The sequence below is a fragment of the Micromonospora sp. NPDC047074 genome, from assembly GCF_040643815.1.
Lineage (GTDB): Bacteria > Actinomycetota > Actinomycetes > Mycobacteriales > Micromonosporaceae > Micromonospora.
In genome coordinates this window covers 710,608-730,628 of sequence record NZ_JBEYVB010000001.1, presented here as the reverse complement: position 1 = coordinate 730,628, position 20,021 = coordinate 710,608, and the positions used below count along the sequence as shown (strand labels likewise).

Below are 20,021 nucleotides of genomic sequence, written 5' to 3'. Positions count from 1 at the left end.
AGTTCGGAAGGAAGCAGATGAGCGACACCCAGGACAACAACCCCTCCAGCGCGCAGGGCGTGGACAAGAAGGCGGCGGCCGGTTGCCCGGTCGCGCACGACTCCGTCACCGCGCACGGCAGCGAGAGCGAGAACCCGGCGATCGACTCGCCGACGCCGAAGACCGGAGGCCGTCCGCGCACCAACCGGGACTGGTGGCCCAACCAGCTCGACCTCTCCGTGTTGCACGCCCACTCGGCCAAGGGCAACCCGCTGGGCGAGAGCTTCAGCTACGCCAGGGAGTTCGCCAAGCTCGACGTCGACGCCCTCAAGAAGGACATCATCGAGGTCCTCACCACCTCGCAGGACTGGTGGCCGGCCGACTTCGGCCACTACGGCGGCCTGATGATCCGGATGAGCTGGCACGCCGCGGGCACCTACCGGATCGAGGACGGTCGCGGCGGTGCCGGCGACGGCGGTCAGCGGTTCGCCCCGCTCAACAGCTGGCCGGACAACGCCAACCTCGACAAGGCCCGCCGGCTGTTGTGGCCGGTCAAGCAGAAGTACGGTCAGAAGGTCTCGTGGGCCGACCTGCTCGTGCTCGCCGGCAACGTCGCCCTGGAGTCGATGGGCTTCAAGACCTTCGGCTTCGGCTTCGGCCGGGAGGACGTCTGGGAGCCCGAGGAGATCTTCTGGGGCCCGGAGGACGCCTGGCTCGGCGACGAGCGCTACGTCTCCGAGAAGGAGATGTCGACCGGCGTCGGGGCGACCGAGATGGGTCTCATCTACGTCAACCCGGAGGGCCCCCGCGGTAACGCGGACCCGGCCGCGGCGGCGCACTTCATCCGCGAGACCTTCGCCCGGATGGCGATGAACGACGAGGAGACCGTCGCCCTCATCGCCGGTGGCCACACCTTCGGCAAGACCCACGGTGCCGGCGTCGCCGACGACCACGTGGGCCCCGAGCCCGAGGCCGCCCCGCTGGAGTCGCAGGGCCTGGGCTGGCTGAGCACCCACGGCAGCGGCAAGGGTGGGGACACGATCACCAGCGGTCTCGAGGTGACGTGGACCGACCGGCCGACCCAGTGGAGCAACCGCTTCTTCGAGATCCTCTTCGGCTACGAGTGGGAGCTCACCACGAGCCCCGGCGGCGCGAAGCAGTGGGTCGCCAAGGACGCCGAGGCGATCATCCCGGACGCGCACGACCCGTCGAAGAAGCACAAGCCGACGATGCTCACGACCGACCTGTCGCTGCGCGTCGACCCGGCGTACGAGAAGATCTCGCGCCGTTTCCTGGAGAACCCCGACGAGTTCGCGCTGGCGTTCGCCAAGGCCTGGTTCAAGCTGCTGCACCGCGACATGGGCCCGGTCAGCCGCTTCCTCGGGCCGTGGGTCCCGGAGGCCCAGCTGTGGCAGGACCCGGTGCCGGCCGTCGACCACGAGCTCGTGGGTGACGCCGACGTCGCCGCCCTCAAGGCGAAGGTCCTGGAGTCCGGCCTCACGACCGCCCAGCTGGTCGCCACCGCCTGGGCCTCGGCCGCCAGCTTCCGGTCCACCGACAAGCGCGGTGGCGCCAACGGCGCGCGGATCCGCCTCGAACCGCAGCGCAGCTGGGAGGTCAACCAGCCCGAGCAGCTCGCGACGGTCCTGGAGACCCTCGAGGGCATCCAGCGGGAGTTCAACGCCGCCGGCGGCACGAAGATCTCGCTCGCGGACCTGATCGTGCTGGCCGGCTCGGCCGCCGTCGAGAAGGCGGCGCGCGACGCCGGCGTCGAGGTGACCGTGCCGTTCCGCCCGGGCCGCACCGACGCCAGCCAGGAGCAGACCGACGTCGAGTCCTTCCGGGTCCTCGAACCGCGCGCCGACGGGTTCCGCAACTACCTGCGGCCCGGCGAGAAGACCCAGCCGGAGGTGCTGCTCCTCGACCGTGCGTACATGCTCGACCTGACCGCGCCCGAGGCGACCGTCCTCATCGGCGGTCTGCGCTCCCTCGGGGCCAACGTCGGCGGGACGCGGCACGGCGTCCTCACCGACCGGCCCGGCGTGCTCACCAACGACTTCTTCACCAACCTGCTCTCCCCGGGCACCCGGTGGAAGGCGTCGGAGTCCGAGGAGCACGTGTACGAGATCCGGGACCTGGCCACCGACGAGGTGAAGTGGACCGCCACCGCGGTCGACCTCGTCTTCGGCTCCAACTCCCAGCTGCGGGCCCTCTCCGAGGTCTACGCCAGCGAGGACGCGCGCGGGAAGTTCGTGGCCGACTTCGTCGCGGCCTGGACCAAGGTCATGGAGCTCGACCGGTTCGACCTCGCCTGACCCGACCCCAACCGACGAGCCCCGGCCGATCCGTCCGCGATCGACCGGGGCTCGTCTATCAAAGATGGTGGAATAGACCTACCATCGCATTCTTCCGCACTCCACAAAAGCCCTACAACCAAATGGGACCGCGCCAGGCACGGGCTCGTCATCCTGATGGCGGCGGCGCGGGGAAGTTCGCAGAGAAAGTGCTGGTTGAGCGCTTGCGATGACAGGGCCCGGGCGCGCGCCGGGACCCACGGTGACACGAGCGTCGCACCCGGTAGGTTCGGGCCAACACTCGATGCGCAATTACCCGCACCGTCCTTGCGGAGGCCCAGATCCGTTGATAGATTTCCCTTCACCGATCAGTGACCATCGAAAGGGAGTCGCCAATGAGCCCGAAGAAGGATTTCGAGTCCGAGGGTGACTTCATCCTGGACGAGACGGCCGCGAAGCAGTTCATGGCCTCGCTGAAGGATGAGGGAGTCATGCGTGCGGGGTTCGTTGCCATTGATGGCAACCACTTCCGTGGCACCGAGGACACCGAACAGACCGCGAACTGACTACCGATTGGGGCGGGAGCCGCGGAGACCCGCGGCTCCCGCTCATTTGGCAAGCTGGCCTGCCGGAGGAGATGCGTGGATCAATGCAGTCGCGCCAGTCAGGTCCGCGCGTGACGATCGAAACGGCACCGCCGACTCCGCCGCTCGGGGGAGCAGCGGCCCACCTGCATCGGATGACGTCCAGCCTGCGTGAGGTTCCGCTTGAGACCACCCTGTCGAGGGCCGAGGCCTTGGCCGGGAAACTCGGCATCACCCGGGTCACCGACACCACCTGGTTGGACTGCATCGGAATTCCGATCTTTGCCAGCATTCGCCCCGGCGCCACCCCGGGAAGCCTCTGCGTGAACGCGGGAAAGGGGGTGCGTGAGGCCGAGGCCCGAGTCGGGGCCTACATGGAGGCAATCGAGTTCGCGTACGCCGAGTACGGTCGCCGGAATATCGACGTTGTCGCCACCACACCAAGAGCAGTTGCCGCCCAGCCGGACGCGGGCTTCGAATTCGTCGACCTCTGCCCGGTTCTGCAGGTTCCGGTAGAACTGGACGGCCCAATTGACTGCGTGGAAGCAGAGGACATGATCAGCGGGAACCGAATTCTGGTGCCCGCCGAACTCGTCTTCTCGCCATTCCTCGAAAATCGGGGACAGCAAATCTTCGGCACCAGCACGAACGGCCTGTGCTCGGGCAATTCAATTCGGGAAGCGACCCTGCACGGTCTTTGCGAAGTCATCGAACGCGACGTCCAGTCGTTCAACTACTTCCGCGATTCGTCGAGGTGGGTGGTGGTGGACGATGACCTGTCGGACCTGGCGGATCTGCTGCGAAGAACAGAAGGCGCTGGACTTCAGGGCGCCGTGCGCTACACCGCGTCGAGGTACGGGCTTCCGTACTTCCAGGGTTTCATCATGGAACCCTCGGACGACGCCCCCATCGCCATCTCGTCCGGCAACGGGCTGCACATCGTGCGGGACATCGCGGCGGTACGGGGTCTCTCCGAGGCCGCGCAGTCCCGGCTGTCGTACATTCACGGCGGACGGGACGATCTGACCAGTCGGTTCGAGTACTTCTCCGGGCAGGACCGGCGTGCGGAGCGACAGGCCACTGCGAGTCTGCGGGCACGTGTACTCGACCGGACCGACGCTCTGCCCTACAGTTCCATTCCTGACCGGTCTGGCGAGGTCTCCAGCATCGATGGAGCGATCGAGTTGCTGGTCGACGCGTTGCGCCGTGAGGGTGTCGGGCAGGTCCTGCGGGTGCTTCTCTCCGAGCCGGCTGCCGACCTCGCCGTGGTCAGGGTGATCGTGCCGAAGCTGGAGTTCTTCCAACCGACGTTGAAGAGGGTGGGACCTCGGCTCGCCCGGTTCGTGGGTGCCAGTCGATGAGCACGGGCAAACCCCTCCTGTATGTCGGGCCCACCGCCTTCGGGGTCGATCCGGCATTGTTCTCGCGTGGCGGGGTGGCGGTTCTTCCGCCGATCCGTCGAGGGGATGTCCACGACCTGGTGACGTCCGGAACCACGCCAGGCATCATCGCCATCGTGGACGGGACGTTCCACAGCTATCCGTCCACGGGGCACGCGGAGATTCGCTCCGCCCTGGAGCAGGGCTGGGAGGTGTGGGGGCTGTCCTCGATGGGCGCCATCCGGGCCCGCGAGATGTCCACTCTCGGGATGAAGGGCTTCGGCAAGGTCTATCGCCGCTACGCGGAGACCGCCAACTTCGACGACGACGAAGTGACGCTCGTCCACGCGGCGGAGGCGCCTTACCAACCGATCTCGGAGCCGCTGATCCACCTCCGGGAGGCCCTGCGACAGCTCGCCGCGGGGGGACGGATCACGATGACCGCCGCCGAGGAGATCACCGGCTTCCTCAAGCGGCGCTGGTACGGCGAACGAACCCTGCGCCTGTTCAAGGAGTCACTCGTCGACATGGGCGGTCTCTCCTCCGACGAGGCGTCACACGAGCTCCGGAACTTCGATTCATATCGAATAAAGACGCATGACCTGGTGAGCTTTCTGGAGGTTAAGCCGTGGCTCTCCCGCCCCAGCCGTCCGGCGGGCTGAACCCCGCCGCGTTCTTCGCCGAGATCGGCGGGTTGCCGTTCATCGCACCCGGGTTCCGTCCACCGATCCTGATGGCGGCGGTCGCCGCCGTGCGCCACAACGCGGATCCGCAGGCGTTTCCCCGCCTCGGCGACTACCTCGTACCCGGGAATGCGGCCGAAATCTACCAGCGGCGGTCACGGTCGCCGATCCAGGAGATACGGGCCGACGACATGCCGCCCGAACGGGTCACGGAGGTGCTTGCCTGTCGCGCCCGGGTCCGGGAGCTCTTTCCGGAGTGGGAATCCCTGCTGGCCGTGCCCATCCGTTACATGTCACTGCACGACAGCCGGATCAGCGCCACGAACATCCTGGTGCCGCAGACGATCTACTTCGGCGAGTCGGCCTTCCGGTCCACGGCGTTCCCGCTGGAGGAGAGCCTGGTCCACGAGTTCGCGCACGTCTGGTTGAACTTCGTCACCGAGACCTTCGATCTGGAGACGGACGATTCCCCCAGGGACCTGGTGCTGCCGTCCGGCACGAGAGGCAAGACGCTGCGGGGTGTCCTGGTCGCCGCCCACTTCGCCGCCACCGCCACCATCTTCTACAGCCGCTACGACGACACGCCGCTGGCCCGCAGCCGCAGTGAGTATCTGTACGACTACCTGCTCGGGTGCCTTCGGATCACCCGCGACCACCCTTCGCTGACGCGGATGGGCCGGATCGTGTGGCAGGCGCTGGACGAGTACTCGCGTCAGCCGCACCGGCGGGCGGAATCCGAACCGGTGCCGGCAACGCGCAGCCACGGCGTGGAGTGAGACCCGGCTGCCCACCGAACCGGAAGGGTTCTTCACATGCCCCGCCCCGACGTCCGGACGCTCCTGCGCAACAGGGAGCTGCGTCAGCTCTACCTGGCGACGGTGGTCAGCGACTTCGGATCCCAGTTCGGCGTGGTCGCAATCGCGTTCGCCGCCCTGCACGTCGGCGGACCGGCCCTGCTGGGGATCGTGCTGGCCGCACGGACCCTGCCGGCCGGGCTGCTCGTGCTCTGGGGCGGCTACCTGGCTGACCGGCTGCCCCGCCAGCGGCTCATGGCGGTGGCCGATGCGGTGCGGGGCGGAGCGCAGGTCGCGACCGCCGTCGCGGTCGCCATCGACGGCGGGACGTCGTCCGCCGTCGCGGTGGTGGCCGCGCAGGTGGCGTACGGCGCGGCTGAGGCGTTCTTCACGCCCGCCGCCCGAGGAATCGTTCCACGCCTGGTCGACAAGGCTGACATCAGCGCCGCGAACGCCCTGATGGGACTGACGAGATACATCGTCCGGCCGCTCGGTCCCGCCTTCGGTGGCGTACTGGTGGCGTTCGTCGGTCCGGTCGGTGGGCTGCTGGTGGACGCGGCCAGCTTTGTCCTGGGCATGCTGCTGGTGCTCCGGATCCGCGTGCCGAAGGCGGCGACAGGTGTCACCGGCAGTGCATCGATCCGTGATGGCTTCCGGCAGGTCCTGTCGTACAACTGGCTGCTCGCGATGATCGCGGCGTCGATCATCTTCCAGGCGGCTGTGCTCGGACCCGTGCTCATCGGCGGGCCGACCGTGACCGCGTCGATCGGCGGGCCGACGGTGTGGGGCCTGTTGCTCGGTGCCGCCGGCCTGGGGTCGGTGCTGGGCAGTCTCGTCGCTCTCCGGATCCGTCCGTCCCGCCCCCTGCTGGCGATGTCGGCTCTGATCCTGCTGATCGCGCCGTATCCGATGATGTTCGCCCTGGGCTCGCCGGTCGTGGTGCTGCTCGGCGCCGCCGTGCTCTACGGGATGTGCCTGGCGATGGTCAGCAACATCTACTTCACCGTCCTGCACGTCCGGGTGCCGGACGAATACCTCGGTCGGATCCTGGCGGTGGACGAGGTCTGCTCGATCGCCATGCTTCCGCTAAGCCAGGTGGTAGCCGGTCTGTTGGTCCAGGCGTACGGCGGGAGCGTGCTCTTCTGGGGCAGCACCGGTGCGGTGGTCGTCGCCTCTGCGGTCCTGCTGGCCGTACCGGAGGCCCGGCGCCTGACGGACCGGCCGGAGCCCGAGCCGGAATCGGTGCCGGAGGCGGCCGGGCAGCCCTCCCACAGCCCGGCGCGGTGATCCCTGGGCACTACAACGGCACGGTGAGGCTGTCCACACTTGATATGCCAGGTGAATCGAGCTGCATAAGCTACGACCCATGCGGCTGGGCCGGCACTCGGAGGCTGCGGGCACGCCACTGGCGGCGGTCCGTGCCCCCCGGTTCGTGGGCCGCGACCGTGAGGCGGGTGCGCTGGCCGAGGCGCTGGCCCGCCCGCCGGCAGTGGTGCTGGTCGAGGGTGAGGCGGGCATCGGCAAGAGCCGCCTCGTACGCGAGGTGCTCACCGGCCCGGCCCGCCGGGGCGGCACCCTGCTGGCGGTCTGTCCCCCGCTGCGGGAGTCGCTCACCCTGGCCCCGATCGTGGACGCGCTGCGCGGCGCCCGGCAACGCCTTTCCGGCGTACGGCTGAGCGAGCTGGCCGGGGCGCTGCGCCCGCTCGTACCGGAGTGGTCGGCCGACCTGCCGCCGTCGCCGGAGCCGTTGGACGACCCGAAGTCGGCGCGACACCGGCTGTTCCGGGCACTCGACGAGCTGATCGGCGCGCTCGGCGTGGACCTGCTCATCGTGGAGGACGCCCACTGGGCCGACGAGGTGACGGTGGAGTTCCTGCTGTTCCTCGCCGCCCGTCCGCACGCCGGCGGGCCGAGCCTGGTGGTGACGTACCGCCCGGAGGAGGTCGACGACCGGTCGCTGCTGCTGCGCCTGTCGTCGCGGCTGCCGACGGGCGGCGCCCAGCTACGGATCAGCCTGGCACCGCTGGACGTGGCCGGCACGGCGGCTCTGGTGTCGTCGATGCTGGACGGCAACCCGATGTCGACCGAGTTCGCCGCCTTCCTGCACGAACGCACCAGCGGGGTGCCGCTGGTCGTCGAGGAGTCGGTGCGCCTGCTGTGCGACCGGGCCGACGTCGTGTTCCGCGACGGGCAGTGGGTGCGGTTGAGCCTGAGCGAGTTGCAGGTACCGCCGACGGTGCGTGACTCGACCCGGGAACGGGTGGGCCGGCTGGCCCGGGTGACGCAACGGGTGCTGCGCGCGGCGGCGGTGCTGGGTGAGCCCTCCGACGAGGCCACCCTGGCGGCCACCGCCGGGCTGCTGCTGCGGGCCTGCCGTACCGGGCTGGCCGAGGCCGAGGCGGCCGGACTGCTCGACGGGGACGACGGCGGCCGTGGCCGGTGGCGGTTCCGGCACGCGCTCGCCGCCACCGCCGTCTACGAGGCGATCGGGCACGCCGACCGGCGCGGGCTGCATCTGCGCGCCGGTCAGGCACTGGAGGCGTTCGATCCGCCGCCGGTGGCCCGGCTCGCCCGGCACTTCCGGGAGGCGGGTGAGGGCGCGACCTGGGCCCGCTACGCGGAGCTGGCCGCCGGCCGGGCCGTGGCGTCCGGCGACCACACGGCGGCAGCGGCCATCCTCGACGAGCTGCTGGCCACCGCGGATCTCGCGACCGACGACGCCGCCCGGATCGCCGGCACCCTGGCGGTCGCGGCGCTGGGCCGGCGCGAACCCGTCGACGACCTCTACCACCGGGTCGTCACCACCCTGCGGGCGTTCCTGGAGTCCACCGAGCTGACCGCCCGGCAACAGGCGGACATCCGCAACCCGCTGGGCCGGCTTCTGATCATCGGCGGTGAGGCGCACGCGGCACTCACCGAACTCGACCGGGCGGTCGACCACCTGGACGACCCGCTGGAAGCCGCCCGGGCGATGACCTACCTCGGCTGGGCGTACGCGGGACCGTGGCCGGCCTCGACGCATCTGCGGTGGCTGCGCCGTGCCGCGGACCTCATCCCCCGCATCCCGGCTCCCGCGGACCGGCTCTCGCTGGCCGGCAACCGGGCGGCGGCGCTGCTCATGCTCGGCGAGCCCGAGGCCTGGGAGGTGGTGACGGGCCTGCCGACCGACGGCGCGTCGCCGGCCGAGCGGCAGGACATCGCCCGGATCCACGCCAACGTCGGCACCGGTGCCCTGCTCTGGGGCCGGTACGCCGAGGCGAAGCGGCACCTGACGGTCGCCCTGGCCCTCGCCGACGCCGAGCAGCTGACCCGGCTGCGCTACAACGTCCTGATCGAGCAGGCCAACCTGGACTGGTTCGCCGGCCGCTGGGAGGGTCTCGCGCGCCGCGCCGCCGACCTGGCCGAGGCCGACCGGGACCGGCCCGGGGTCTACCTGGCCGGCGTCCGGTTGTCCGCCCGGCTGGCCGCCGCCGACCGGGCCCGCCCCGGCGGCGAGCAGTTCCAGCTCGTGCTGGACGAGGCGGCCCGGCGCGGTGCGGTCGACGACACGATGGAGCCGGCGGCGATGCTGGCCCGGCTGTGGCTGGTGAACGGCGAGGTCGACCGGGCGCTGCGGGTCACCGAGGGGCCGATCGGGACGGTCGCGACCAAACGGGTGTGGGTGTGGGCGACCGACATCGCGCCGGTGCGGGTGGAGGCGTTGCTCGCCGCCGGGCAGGACGGGGAGGCGGCGCTGCTGGTGCGGCGGTTCGCCCGGGGGTTGCGGGGCCGGGCCGCGCCCGGCCCGCAGGCGGCGCTGGCGGTGTGCCGGGCGCTGCTTGCCGGCGCGGCCGGCGACCACGCGCGGGCGGCGGCCGGGTTCGCCCGCGCCGCCCGGGCGTGGGCGGCCCTGCCCCGGCCGTACGACGCACTGCTCACGCGGGAACGCCAGGCCCAGGCGTTGCTGGCCGCCGGGCGGGTCGACCCGGGTCACGCGCTGCTGACCGAGGTGTACGACGGGCTGTCCGGCCTCGGGGCGCGTGGTGACGCCGACCGGGTGGCGCAACGGCTGCGCGCCCAGGGAGCGGCGGTACCGCGTCGGTGGCGGGGTGGCCGCAAGGGGTACGGCGACCAGCTCTCGCCCCGCGAGTTGGAGGTGGTCCGGTTGGTGGTCGCCGGTCGCACCAACCGCGAGATCGGCCGGATCCTGGTGAAGTCGTCGGCCACGGTGGACCAGCAGCTGCGGTCGGCGATGCGCAAGCTGCGGGTGTCGACGCGCACCAGCCTGGCCGTCGCCGCCGTGGCCGCCGGGGTGTTCGCGGCGGAGCAACCGGCGGGTCCGGACGCGGCGGACGCCTGAAACAGGCGGGCAACCCGACCGACACCCGACGGCGCGGATCCGCTGCTGGCGGCCATTCTTTGACGTATCTGCCGGATAGCTAACGGCCCCGCCGGCTCATCAGCATGAATGCATGCATGAACAACCGGGACGACTGACCGGCGATCCGGCGTCCCCACCCAGGGTCGGCACACCCGGGGTCGGCATGCCCGACCCCGGCGTGGACCGAGCCGCCGATCCCGGCGTCGACGCGGGCGACGACGCCGCGCCGGCTGACGACGCGGCGCCTGACGGTGGCCGCCGCGACCCGTACCAACCCCTGTGAGGGACGTCCCGCGCCAACCCTGCGTGGCCGGTCCTGCGGAAGGAACCCCATGAGATCCATCGCACGAACGTTGTCGTTGGTGCTGCTGGCCGGTGTGGCGCTGGTCGCACCGACATCAGCCGCCGCGGCGGCGCCATCTGACGCGAGCAAACCGGCGCGCAGCGCCGCCGACAAGATCCAACCGGAGTTGACCCGGGCCCTCCAGGCCGACGACCGCACCGACCTGTGGATCCGTTTCACCGACCGGGCGGACCTGTCGCAGGCGCGGAGCATCGAGGACTGGGCGGCCCGGGGCGAGGCGGTCGCCAAGGCGCTGCGGAAGACCGCGGCGATCAGCCAGACCAACGTGCGGCACCTGCTCGACACCCAGGGCGTGACCTACGAGACGTTCTGGGCCTCCAACGCCATCTACGTGCACGACGGATCGTCCAAGCTGGCGCAGCAGTTGGCGTCCCGTGCCGACGTCGAGGGGCTGTACGAGCCGGTCGAGTACCAGTTGGTCGGCCCGGCCCCGAAGCCGACGACCGAGGAGAACAAGCGGGCCGCGGCCGAACGCCTCGCCAACACCGTCGAGTGGGGCATCGCCAACATCAACGCCGACGACGTGTGGGACCAGTACGGCACCAAGGGCGCCGGCATCGTCGTCGCCAACCTCGACACCGGCGTCCAGTTCGACCACCCGGCGCTTGTGGGTTCGTACCGGGGCAACCTCGGCGACGGCACCTTCGACCACAACTACAACTGGTTCGACGCCGACGGGCGGTGCGACGACGCCCCGTGTGACCGCAGCACGCACGGCACTCACACGATGGGCACGATGGTCGGTGACGACGGCGCCGCCAACCAGATCGGCGTCGCGCCGGAGGCCACCTGGATCGCGGCGAACGGCTGCTGCCCCAGCGACGCCGCGCTCGTCTCATCCGGCCAGTGGCTGTTGCAGCCGACCGACCTCAACGGGCAGAACCCGGACTCCAGCAAGCGCCCGCACATCATCAACAACTCGTGGGGCAGCCGGACGCCGTCGAACGACCCGTTCATGGAGGACGTCATGCTGGCCTGGGACGCCGCCGGCATCCTCGGCATCTGGTCGAACGGCAACAGCGGGGAGCTGGGTTGCCAGTCCAGCGGGTCGCCGGGCAGCCGCACCATCAACTACTCGGTCGGCGCGTACGACGCCGACAACCAGATCGGCGACTTCTCCGGCCGGGGGCCGGGCCAGGACGGCGAGTTCAAGCCGAACATCTCCGCGCCGGGTGTCGCCGTCCGCTCGTCCGTGCCGGGTAACGGCTACTACCATGCCAACGGCACCTCGATGGCGGCCCCGCACGTCACCGCGACGGTGGCCCTGCTGTGGTCGGCGGCGCCGTCGCTGATCGGCGACACCGACGCGACCCGGCAACTGTTGGACCGTACCGCCATCGACACCGCCGACCCGCAGTGCGGTGGCACCGGCGCCGACAACAACGTGTTCGGCGAGGGCCGGCTCGACGCGATGGCGCTGCTGGCGGCGGCACCGGTCGGCGACACCGGCACCCTGGCCGGCACCGTCACCGATGCGGCCACCGGCAAGCCGATCGAGGGCGCCACGGTGACGATCGGCGGCGAGCCGGTCCGCGAGCGGATCACCGGCGCGGACGGCAGCTACTCGGCCCGGTTGACCGCCGGCACCTACCCGGCGACCGTCACCGCGTTCGGCTACGCCGCGCAGACCGCCGAGCTGACCATCACCGCCGGCGGCGCCACCACCAGGGACTTCGCGCTGGCCGCCGTGCCCAAGGTGAAGGTCAGCGGGCTGGTCCGGGACGGCTCCGGTCACGGCTGGCCGCTGTACGCGAAGGTGAGCGTCGCGGGTACGAACGTCAGTGCCTTCAGCAACCCGTTCACCGGTCGCTACCAGCTCACCCTGCCGGCCAACGCGTCGTACACGCTGGTGGTGGAGTCGCAGTACGACGGCTACCGCACGGTCGAGCAGCCCGTGACGGTAGCGGGTCGCAACCACACGCTGGACCTGTCCCCGCAGGTGGATCGGTGCGCGGTGGCACCGGGCTACACCTTCTCCGCCGGGATCGGGGTGCTCGGCGACGACAGCCAGCAGATCTCGACCTTCCTGGCCGGCAAGGGCATCCCGACCACCACGTTCAACTGGGACGACGACGTGGCGCGCTACGACGCCATCATCGTCAACAGCCCCAGCAATCCCGGCACGGACAAGTTCCGGAAGTTCCTGGCCGACACCGACGCGGCCGGCGTCGGGGTGCTGTTCCTCGACACCTGGGCGAACCTCGGCGGCAACGGGATCTACATGCTGAGCCAGCACACCGGAAACCCGGGCGAACGCAGCAGCGGCATCAACTACGACACCGCCAGCGACCTGTCGTACCAGGTGATGCAGGAGCACCCGGTCGTGGCCGGGTTCCCGCTGGGCGGGCGGATCGCGTTCAACGAGACCGCGAACTCGAAGCACTACGGCTTCTTCGGCGCGTTCGGCGGCGAGGGCCGGACGGTGCTGGCCAACGCGGTCGACTCGGGCACCGGCACGGTCGGCGTCGGCATCGGCGTGCAGCAGCGGGAGAAGAACCGGCACGTGCTGCTGTCGATGCACGGGGCCAGCTACGCCAGCGGCCCGCAGGTCTGGCACGCCGACAGCGTCCAGGTGTTCCTCAACTCGGTGGACTGGATCGCCGAGACCGAGTTCGCCTGCGTCAAGGTCGACGGCGGCATGGTCGCCGGCCTCGTCCGCGACGCCAACACCGGCAGCGGCCTGGTCGACGCGCGGGTCACGCCCGTGGACGGCTCCGGCGCGGGCACCCGTTCGGTCGCCACTCCGGAGGACCCGAACCTGGAGGACGGCTTCTACGCGATGTTCTCCCCGGCCGGCCGGCACCAGTTCACCACGTCGGTGACCGCCTACAAGCAGCTGAACAAGTGGGTCGAGGTCGCCGAGGACTGGACCACCCGGCAGAACTTCCAGATGGCGACCGGTCAGCTGACGGTCACCGGAGCGCCGGTGCGGGCGCAGGCGCCGCTCGGCGGGTCGACCACGGCCAAGTTCACGATCACCAACACCGGTGGCGCGCCGGCCGAGGTGGATCTCAGTGAGCGCCAGGGCGACTTCCAGATCCTGCGCGCCAACGGCAGCCGGGTCGGTTCGCAGGAGCTGCTGGCGGCGCCGGGTGCGCCGGTGCGCCGCATCGAGATCGACGTACCGATCGAGCAACTGGCGGGCGCCCGGCCCCCGGCGACGCTCAAGTCCAGCCAGGCCGCTCCGGCGGCGGCACCGGCCGCCGAACCGTGGCTCACCCTGCCCGGCATGCCGCGTACGACGATGGACAACAGCGCCGTCACCGTGGACGGCAAGGTGTACTCGTTCGGCGGCTACAGCGGGTCGGCCCTGTCGGACGTGTTCGCCTACGACCCGGCCGCCCAGTCCTGGGCCAAGGTGTCGGACATGCCGGGCGGGGGCCGCCAGCAGGCCGCCGAGGGCGTCATCAACGGCAAGGTCTACCTGGTCAGCGGCTGGAGCGAGCTGAACACCGACACGCTGGTGTTCAACCCGGCGAACCGCGAGTGGAGCAAGGCGGCCCCGGTGCCGGCCGCCTCGGCCGCCGCCGGATCGGCGGTCCTCGACGGCCAGCTGTACGTGGTCGGTGGCTGCACGACGAGCAACTGCACCCCGTACAGCGACAAGGTGTTCCGCTACGACCCGCGGGCCGACAGCTGGGAGACGGTGGCCAGCTACCCGACCCCGATCGCGTGGCAGTCGTGCGGCGCGGTCGCCGGCCGGATCGTCTGCGCCGGTGGCCTGTCGAACGGCGCGCCGGTGACGGGCGCCCACGCCTACGACCCGGTCGGCAACGCGTGGACGAAGGTCGCGGACATGCCCGCCAACCTGTGGGGTTCGGCGTACCACACCGCCGACAACCGACTGCTGATCTCCGGCGGCGGCACCGGCAGCTCGGCGGTGACCAACCAGGGGTACGCCTACGACGCGGTGGCCAACTCGTGGTCGTCGCTGCCGGCGGCGAACAGCATCGGGTTCCGCCCGGGTGGCGCCTGCGGGCTCTACCGGGTCGGCGGGTCGTCGATCGCCGGTTTCCAGCCGTCGAACGGCCTGGAGGTGCTGCCGGGCCTCGGCGAGTGCGTGTCGGAGTCGGACACCGACTGGCTCACGGTGAGCCCGCGGACCGCGACGATCGCGCCGGGCAAGAGTGTCGAGGTCACCCTGTCGTTCTCGGCCGACGTGGCCCAGCCGGGCACCTACACCACCGCCGTCGCGCTCTTCGAGGGCACGCCGTACGTGGTGGACCCGGTGCCGGTGACGATGACGGTCACGCCGCCGGCCACCTGGGGCAAGCTCACCGGCACGGTGTCCGCACTCGGCTGCGACGGCGCCCAGGCCCCGGTCGCCGGGGCGACGGTGCAGCTGAGCACCTGGACGATGGAGCTGCCCCTGTCCACGGCCGCGGACGGCACGTACGCCCACTGGCTCGACTGGCGGCACAACCCGATCACGATGATCGTGGCGAAGGACGGTCTCATGCCGCAGTACCGGCAGACCCAGGTCACCGCAGGTGCGGTGACGACGGAGAACTGGGCGCTGAAACCGGTGTGCGGCAAGACGGCCCAGCCGAACTGAGCAACTGATCCACCGGCCTGACCTGGCCGCGCGTACGCCCCGGGGCTTCCGGACCGACCGGAACCCGGGGCGTACGTGCGCGTCTACGGCGCGTCGATGACCTCGCGGCCGAGCGGCCAGAGCGCGGCGGGGACGAGCTTGAAGTTGGCGATGCCGAACGGGATGCCGATGACCGTGACGCAGAGCGCGACGCCGGCGATGATGTGGGACAGCGCCAACCACCAGCCGGCCAGCACCACCCAGAGGACGTTGGCCAGCCCTGACGCGATCCCGGCGCCGGGCTTGGGCACGACGGTGCGGCCGAACGGCCACAGGGAGTAGACGGCCAGGCGTAGCGACGCGACGCCGAACGGGATCGTGACGACCAGGACGAAGCAGATCAGCGCGGCGATGCCGTAGCCAGCGGCGAGCACGAGACCCCCGCCGAAGACGAGCCACAGCACGTTGAGCACAAACCGGATCATGTCTTCGAGCATGACGGCCCGTCGCCACCCCCGGCCACCCGAAGATCGACTTCTGCGGGGAGACCGGGCCGGTCCTCCGAGCGGAACACCACCTGACCAGGTGGTTGAGACCTGCCGGCCGGGGTACTGGTCACCACGTAGCGCCGCCACTGACGGAGGAGACCTCATGGGCATCGACGACAAGATCAGCAACGCCTCCGAAGAGGCCGCCGGCAAGCTGAAGGAGGGCGCCGGCCGCGCCACCGACGACGAGCGACTCGAAGCCGAGGGCCGCGCCGACCAGACCCACGCGAACCTCAAGCAGGCCGGCGAGAAGATCAAGGACGCCTTCAGAAGCTGACCCCGGCCGGGATTGCATCCGGAGGAGCAGCCACACCAGAGAGTGAAGAACAACAGCAGGAGCCTGGCCCGCGTTCTCGCGGGCCAGGCTCTTGTCGTTCCGTACCCCGGCGAGGCGGGCCCCGGCGACCGCCCGACCGCCATCAGGCAGCACCGGTTTTCGAAGTTCCGGTCCTGTCCCGCCATCCGGTCGGGCCGGCTGGCCCGGGCTGCCCGACGGGGCCTGGGCCAGCCCTGTTGACCTGCCAAGTCTCGGCCAATAGCCACTAATCGCCGCGAGCGCCACTCGTCGGACTGTCCGGACCCAAGGTGTGAGAAGCGGCCGAGTGGGGCCAACCAGCACTCTTGCAATCAATACGAGACCTATGAATACTTCGACGCCTCCGATCGGATGGCCCTCACCAGCCGATCGGGTGCCCGGGGCTACCCGAAAGGCAGCCCGTGCTCAGCTCCATGGAGGTATCCACATGCGACTCTCCGGGTCTCCGCTGCACCGCGCCACCGCAATCTCGGTGGCCGGCGCACTGGTCGTCGGCACGCTGACCAGCGCGCCGGCTCAGGCAGCACCCGCCACGCCCGCCTCCCCCGACCAGGCCACCGCGCTCGCCGCCGCACTCGGCGACCGCTCCGGCGGGGCGTACGCCGGGGCCGACGGCGCCATGGTCGTCACCGTCACCGACGACGCCGCCGCCCGCAAGGTCCGCGCGGCCGGCGCGACCCCGAAGCTCGTCACCCGGGGTGCGGACGACCTCGCCCGGGCCACCGCCACACTGGACAGCGCCGCGCGGGTCCCGGGCACCGCATGGTGGACCGATCCGGCGACCAACCAGGTCGTGGTCTCCGTCGACAGCACAGTGACCGGCGCGAAGCTGGCACGCGTCGAGGCCGTCGCGGAGCGGCTCGGCGGCACCGTCCGCATCCAGCGGGAGGCTGGCACGCTCAGCACCCGGGCCGCCGGCGGCGAGGCCATCTACGCCGAGGGCGGTGGCCGCTGCTCGCTCGGCTTCAACGTCCGCAGCGGCGACACCCACTACTTCCTCACCGCCGGGCACTGCACCGACATCACCGCCAACTGGTACGCCGACTCCGGGCAGGGCAGCCTGCTCGGCACCGGCGGCACCGGCAGCTTCCCCGGTGACGACTACGGCATCGTGCGGCACACCGACCCGGCCGCCGCCGACGGCAGCGTCTACCTGTACGACGGCACCACCCGGGACATCACCGGCGCGGCCGACGCCTTCGTCGGGCAGTCGGTGCAGCGCTCCGGCAGCACCACCGGTCTGCACGGCGGCACGGTCGAAGCGGTCGAGGCCACGGTGAACTACGCCGAGGGCAGCGTCAGCGGCCTGATCCGCACCACTGTCTGCGCCGAGCCGGGCGACAGCGGCGGCGCGCTCTTCAGCGGGAGCACCGCCCTGGGCCTGACCTCGGGCGGCAACGGCAACTGCTCCTCCGGCGGGACCACCTACTTCCAGCCGGTCACCGAGGCGCTGAGCGTCTACGGAGTGGAGATCGTCTGACAGGCGTCACACCAGCGGGGCCGCCGGGAACACCGGCGGCCCCGCCCCGTTCCCACGCCAGGCCGCCGGCACCGCGCCGGAGCCGGACGCCCCGGTGCCCGGTGGGACCGGGAATTCGGCGGCTCCGGGTTAGTCGCGTGTTCCTACGGGCAGTTGGGGACATGGCACACACCGGGCACGACGAGCCGGCCGCGACGGTCACCCCCTACGAGGACGGGCCGCTGCTGCTCCGGGGCGACTTCCAGTTGCGGACTCCGGACGGCGAGATCATCGAGTCCGGCCGGGGAACGGTCGCCCTGTGCCGCTGCGGGAAGTCGGCGATCAAACCGTTCTGCGACGGCACGCACAAGCTTCTCGGCTTCCGGGCCGGCGCCCGGCCCGATCCGGCTCCGGACGGGCAGGGTCGCCTGCGGGCTACGGGACACCCGCCGGCCGGCGTCGGCGGTTGAGTGCGCGCTGGCTGTGCGCGGCGACGCGGAGTCGCCGGCCGGCGTACCGCACTCCGCCCCGGCCGCACCGCAGACCGAGCGCCAGCCAGGCGCACACCGCGCGTTCCAGCACCCACACCGGCGCCAGCAGCGTGGTGGTGAACGGATAGAACGCGGCACCGCCGGCCCGGCGTCTGCCCCGCTCGGCGAGTGCCACGACGGCTGTGGCGGCGACCACCAGTGGGGTCCGTCGGCGCCGGACGAGCGCCGCGGTCAGCGCGGGCAGGGCAGCGAGGAAGAGCGCCATCCGGGCGGGTTGGGCCAGGTCGTCGTACGCCTGGCGGACCCGTTGGGACCAGAACCGGCCGGCGTCCGGCGGTAGCCGGCGCACGTACAGGCCAGGGGCCGAGACCTCGGTGCCGCCGTGGCAACGTACGGTGCGGATGAGTTCGAGATTCTCGAACAGCACGTCGCCGTCGTAGCCGCCCATCTGGGCGAACGTCGACCGGCGGATGCCGAGGGTCCCCGGGTAGTCCGCGCCGATCGCCCGGTTGAGCAGGGTACGGCCGCTGTCCCAGCGGGCGTGCCAGGGCAGCGGGTGGAAGAAGTTCTGCGGCCTGACCAGGTCCGACCCGCCCAGCAGCCGGCACATCTCCCGTAGTGCGGTGTCGTCGTACCGGACGTCGTCGTCGGCGACGATCACCCGCTCGTGCCGGGCGAGCCGAAGCCCCGTCGTCACCCCGTTGACCTTGCCGTTGGCGTAGCGCAGATCGGGATCGGGCGGCAGATGGCGCACGTGGGGACGCCAGTGGGCGGCGTGCCGCGCGAAGATGTCGGGTGGGGAGCCGTCGATCACCGTCACGTCGATCCGACGCCCGAGCCAGCTCAGATAGCGGGTCAACTCGTCCAGTTCGGCGTCGTCGGACCAGCGGACCGGCAGCACGTACTCCAGCTCCAGAACGACCCGGGTCGGCGGCGGCCGCACGTCCGGACGCGGGTTGGACGAGCCGGTCATCGCCGGGCACCGAGGGGCGAGCGCAGCGAACTGCGTCCCGCGGCCCAGCTGTCGAGGAGGTGGGCGCCGAAGATCCGCTCCACGGCCAGCGCGGACGCCGCCCCGAACCACACGTCGGCCGCGCGGTCGGGCTCCGCGGTGGCGAACGCGCCGCACATGTCGTGCGTGGCGATCTGCTCGTGCACCGCGTCCGCCTCGACGTGTTCGTCGTAGAACCGGGTGGCGTCCGGGGTGCCGCCGAGCCGCCGCAAGCCCTCCCCGTAGTTCCGGTTCGGCAGTGACGAGGTCATCTCCAGTGCGGCCAGATGACCGAGCAGTGCGCCGCGCCAGCGCCGGTGCAGGCCGAACAGTGACATCAGGTTGTTCGTCGCGAGAGTCACCGCGGGTACGGCGTCGACGTGGGCCGCGTACCGGGTGTCCAGTCCGAGCCAACGCGCGGCGTCGCGGAACAGCTCCGCGTGCATCCGGGAAAGCTGGCCGCCGCCGTACTCGTCGCTCTGGATCTCGATCAGCGCGGCCTTGGCGCGCCCGTCCAGCCGGGGGATGGCCCAGGTGTGCGGGTCGGCCTCCCGGAAGTGGTAGACGGATCGCTGGGTGACGAACTCGCGGAACTGGTCGAGGGTGGCCCGACGCCTGATCTCGACCGACAACGACGGCCCGTCGTCCGCCGCGACCAGGTCGGTGAGCGCCTGCGGGACGTCCTGCGCCCGCAGGGTCGGGGCCGGTCCCACGAGGTGACGCAGCGCGCGCTCGAACCTGGCCTCGGCGGCCCCGCGCAACACGAGCAGCGAGGGCTCCCACTCCCACCGGTCGTCCACCCCGTCCCAGCCCCGGTAGTGCAGCTCGTAACAGGTGAAGAGCAGGATCTGCAGGTCCTCGTCGCGGATCGGATCGTCATCAGACCGGTCGGCGACCAGGCATGCCGTCAGGTCGGCAGGAAGAGTGCCCGGTTCGCCGCCCAACGCGTCGATCACAGCTCGGGAGAGGGGACCACGGGATTCGGGCAGCCTCATCGTTCCTTCCCCCGTTTTGCCACCTTGCGTCCGATTGACCACGTCGTTGGTGGCCGTGCCCGTGCTACCCGTTCGCACGTCCTTCGAACCAGGATCGTCCGACCGACTTTGCGCCGACCGAGGTCAGGGCACTTCTTCCGCACGCCGGGCTGTAAACCGGGACATCGGCGCACTACCGGTCATGGCGGGCCGTCCTCCACCGTCCGTCGAGGGCGACCCGAGTCCTGGTGGAGCCGATCGACGACGGCCT

The 20,021-nt window shown here is 71.0% G+C and carries 15 protein-coding genes; 12 read left to right on the top strand and 3 right to left on the bottom strand.

Annotated elements, in window-relative coordinates; translation table 11 throughout:
• The first annotated feature begins 17 nt into the window (after positions 1–17).
• The 9 genes from katG to ABZ809_RS03375 all read left to right on the top strand — a co-directional run bounded on the left by katG (position 18) and on the right by ABZ809_RS03375 (position 14,992).
• Positions 18–2,294, top strand: coding sequence for a catalase/peroxidase HPI (katG, locus tag ABZ809_RS03415; protein ID WP_357560745.1), 2,277 nt, complete (start codon positions 18–20; stop codon positions 2,292–2,294).
• Between the two features lie 374 nt (positions 2,295–2,668).
• Positions 2,669–2,839, top strand: a complete 171-nt coding sequence (locus ABZ809_RS03410; RefSeq protein ID WP_357560744.1) for a hypothetical protein — start codon at positions 2,669–2,671, stop codon at positions 2,837–2,839.
• A 110-nt stretch (positions 2,840–2,949) separates the two neighbouring features.
• Positions 2,950–4,218, top strand: a complete 1,269-nt coding sequence (locus ABZ809_RS03405) for a YcaO-like family protein (protein ID WP_357560743.1) — start codon at positions 2,950–2,952, stop codon at positions 4,216–4,218.
• Entirely contained in the window at positions 4,215–4,898 is a 684-nt protein-coding gene (locus ABZ809_RS03400) for a TfuA-like protein (RefSeq protein WP_357560742.1), read from the top strand. Before ABZ809_RS03405 ends, ABZ809_RS03400 begins: the two co-directional genes overlap by 4 nt.
• A complete protein-coding gene (locus ABZ809_RS03395) occupies positions 4,865–5,695 on the top strand; it encodes an HEXXH motif-containing putative peptide modification protein (RefSeq protein ID WP_357560741.1) in 831 nt (276 codons plus the stop codon). The genes ABZ809_RS03400 and ABZ809_RS03395 overlap by 34 nt, the downstream gene beginning before the upstream one ends.
• A gap of 36 nt (positions 5,696–5,731) precedes the next feature.
• A complete protein-coding gene (locus tag ABZ809_RS03390; protein ID WP_357560740.1) occupies positions 5,732–7,000 on the top strand; it encodes an MFS transporter in 1,269 nt (422 codons plus the stop codon).
• A 79-nt stretch (positions 7,001–7,079) separates the two neighbouring features.
• A complete protein-coding gene (locus ABZ809_RS03385; protein ID WP_357560739.1) occupies positions 7,080–10,052 on the top strand; it encodes an AAA family ATPase in 2,973 nt (990 codons plus the stop codon).
• Between the two features lie 112 nt (positions 10,053–10,164).
• Positions 10,165–10,356 (top strand): hypothetical protein, encoded by a 192-nt coding sequence (locus tag ABZ809_RS03380; RefSeq protein ID WP_357560738.1) that lies wholly within the window; start codon positions 10,165–10,167, stop codon positions 10,354–10,356.
• Positions 10,357–10,405: 49 nt separating this feature from the next.
• A complete protein-coding gene (locus tag ABZ809_RS03375; RefSeq protein WP_357560737.1) occupies positions 10,406–14,992 on the top strand; it encodes a S8 family serine peptidase in 4,587 nt (1,528 codons plus the stop codon).
• A gap of 83 nt (positions 14,993–15,075) precedes the next feature.
• Here the strand turns inward: ABZ809_RS03375 and ABZ809_RS03370 are convergent, their stop codons facing one another.
• The gene (locus tag ABZ809_RS03370) at positions 15,076–15,456 is read right to left on the bottom strand and encodes a YccF domain-containing protein (protein ID WP_357560736.1); all 381 of its coding nucleotides are present in this window, start codon (positions 15,454–15,456) and stop codon (positions 15,076–15,078) included.
• 166 nt (positions 15,457–15,622) lie between these two features.
• Between ABZ809_RS03370 and ABZ809_RS03365 the strand changes: the two genes are divergently transcribed.
• The 3 genes from ABZ809_RS03365 (at position 15,623) to ABZ809_RS03355 (ending at position 17,764) form a co-directional block, all read left to right on the top strand.
• Complete coding sequence (locus tag ABZ809_RS03365) at positions 15,623–15,796, top strand: CsbD family protein (protein ID WP_357560735.1); 174 nt, start codon at positions 15,623–15,625, stop codon at positions 15,794–15,796.
• 466 nt (positions 15,797–16,262) lie between these two features.
• Complete coding sequence (locus ABZ809_RS03360; protein ID WP_357560734.1) at positions 16,263–17,315, top strand: S1 family peptidase; 1,053 nt, start codon at positions 16,263–16,265, stop codon at positions 17,313–17,315.
• Between the two features lie 161 nt (positions 17,316–17,476).
• Positions 17,477–17,764 (top strand): CDGSH iron-sulfur domain-containing protein, encoded by a 288-nt coding sequence (locus tag ABZ809_RS03355; RefSeq protein ID WP_357560733.1) that lies wholly within the window; start codon positions 17,477–17,479, stop codon positions 17,762–17,764.
• Here the strand turns inward: ABZ809_RS03355 and ABZ809_RS03350 are convergent.
• Positions 17,730–18,758: a glycosyltransferase family 2 protein gene (locus tag ABZ809_RS03350; RefSeq protein ID WP_357560732.1), complete on the bottom strand. Its 1,029-nt coding sequence runs from the start codon at positions 18,756–18,758 to the stop codon at positions 17,730–17,732. The genes ABZ809_RS03355 and ABZ809_RS03350 overlap by 35 nt on opposite strands.
• Complete coding sequence (locus tag ABZ809_RS03345) at positions 18,755–19,771, bottom strand: iron-containing redox enzyme family protein (RefSeq protein WP_357560731.1); 1,017 nt, start codon at positions 19,769–19,771, stop codon at positions 18,755–18,757. Before ABZ809_RS03345 ends, ABZ809_RS03350 begins: the two co-directional genes overlap by 4 nt.
• Between the last annotated feature and the right edge of the window lie 250 nt (positions 19,772–20,021).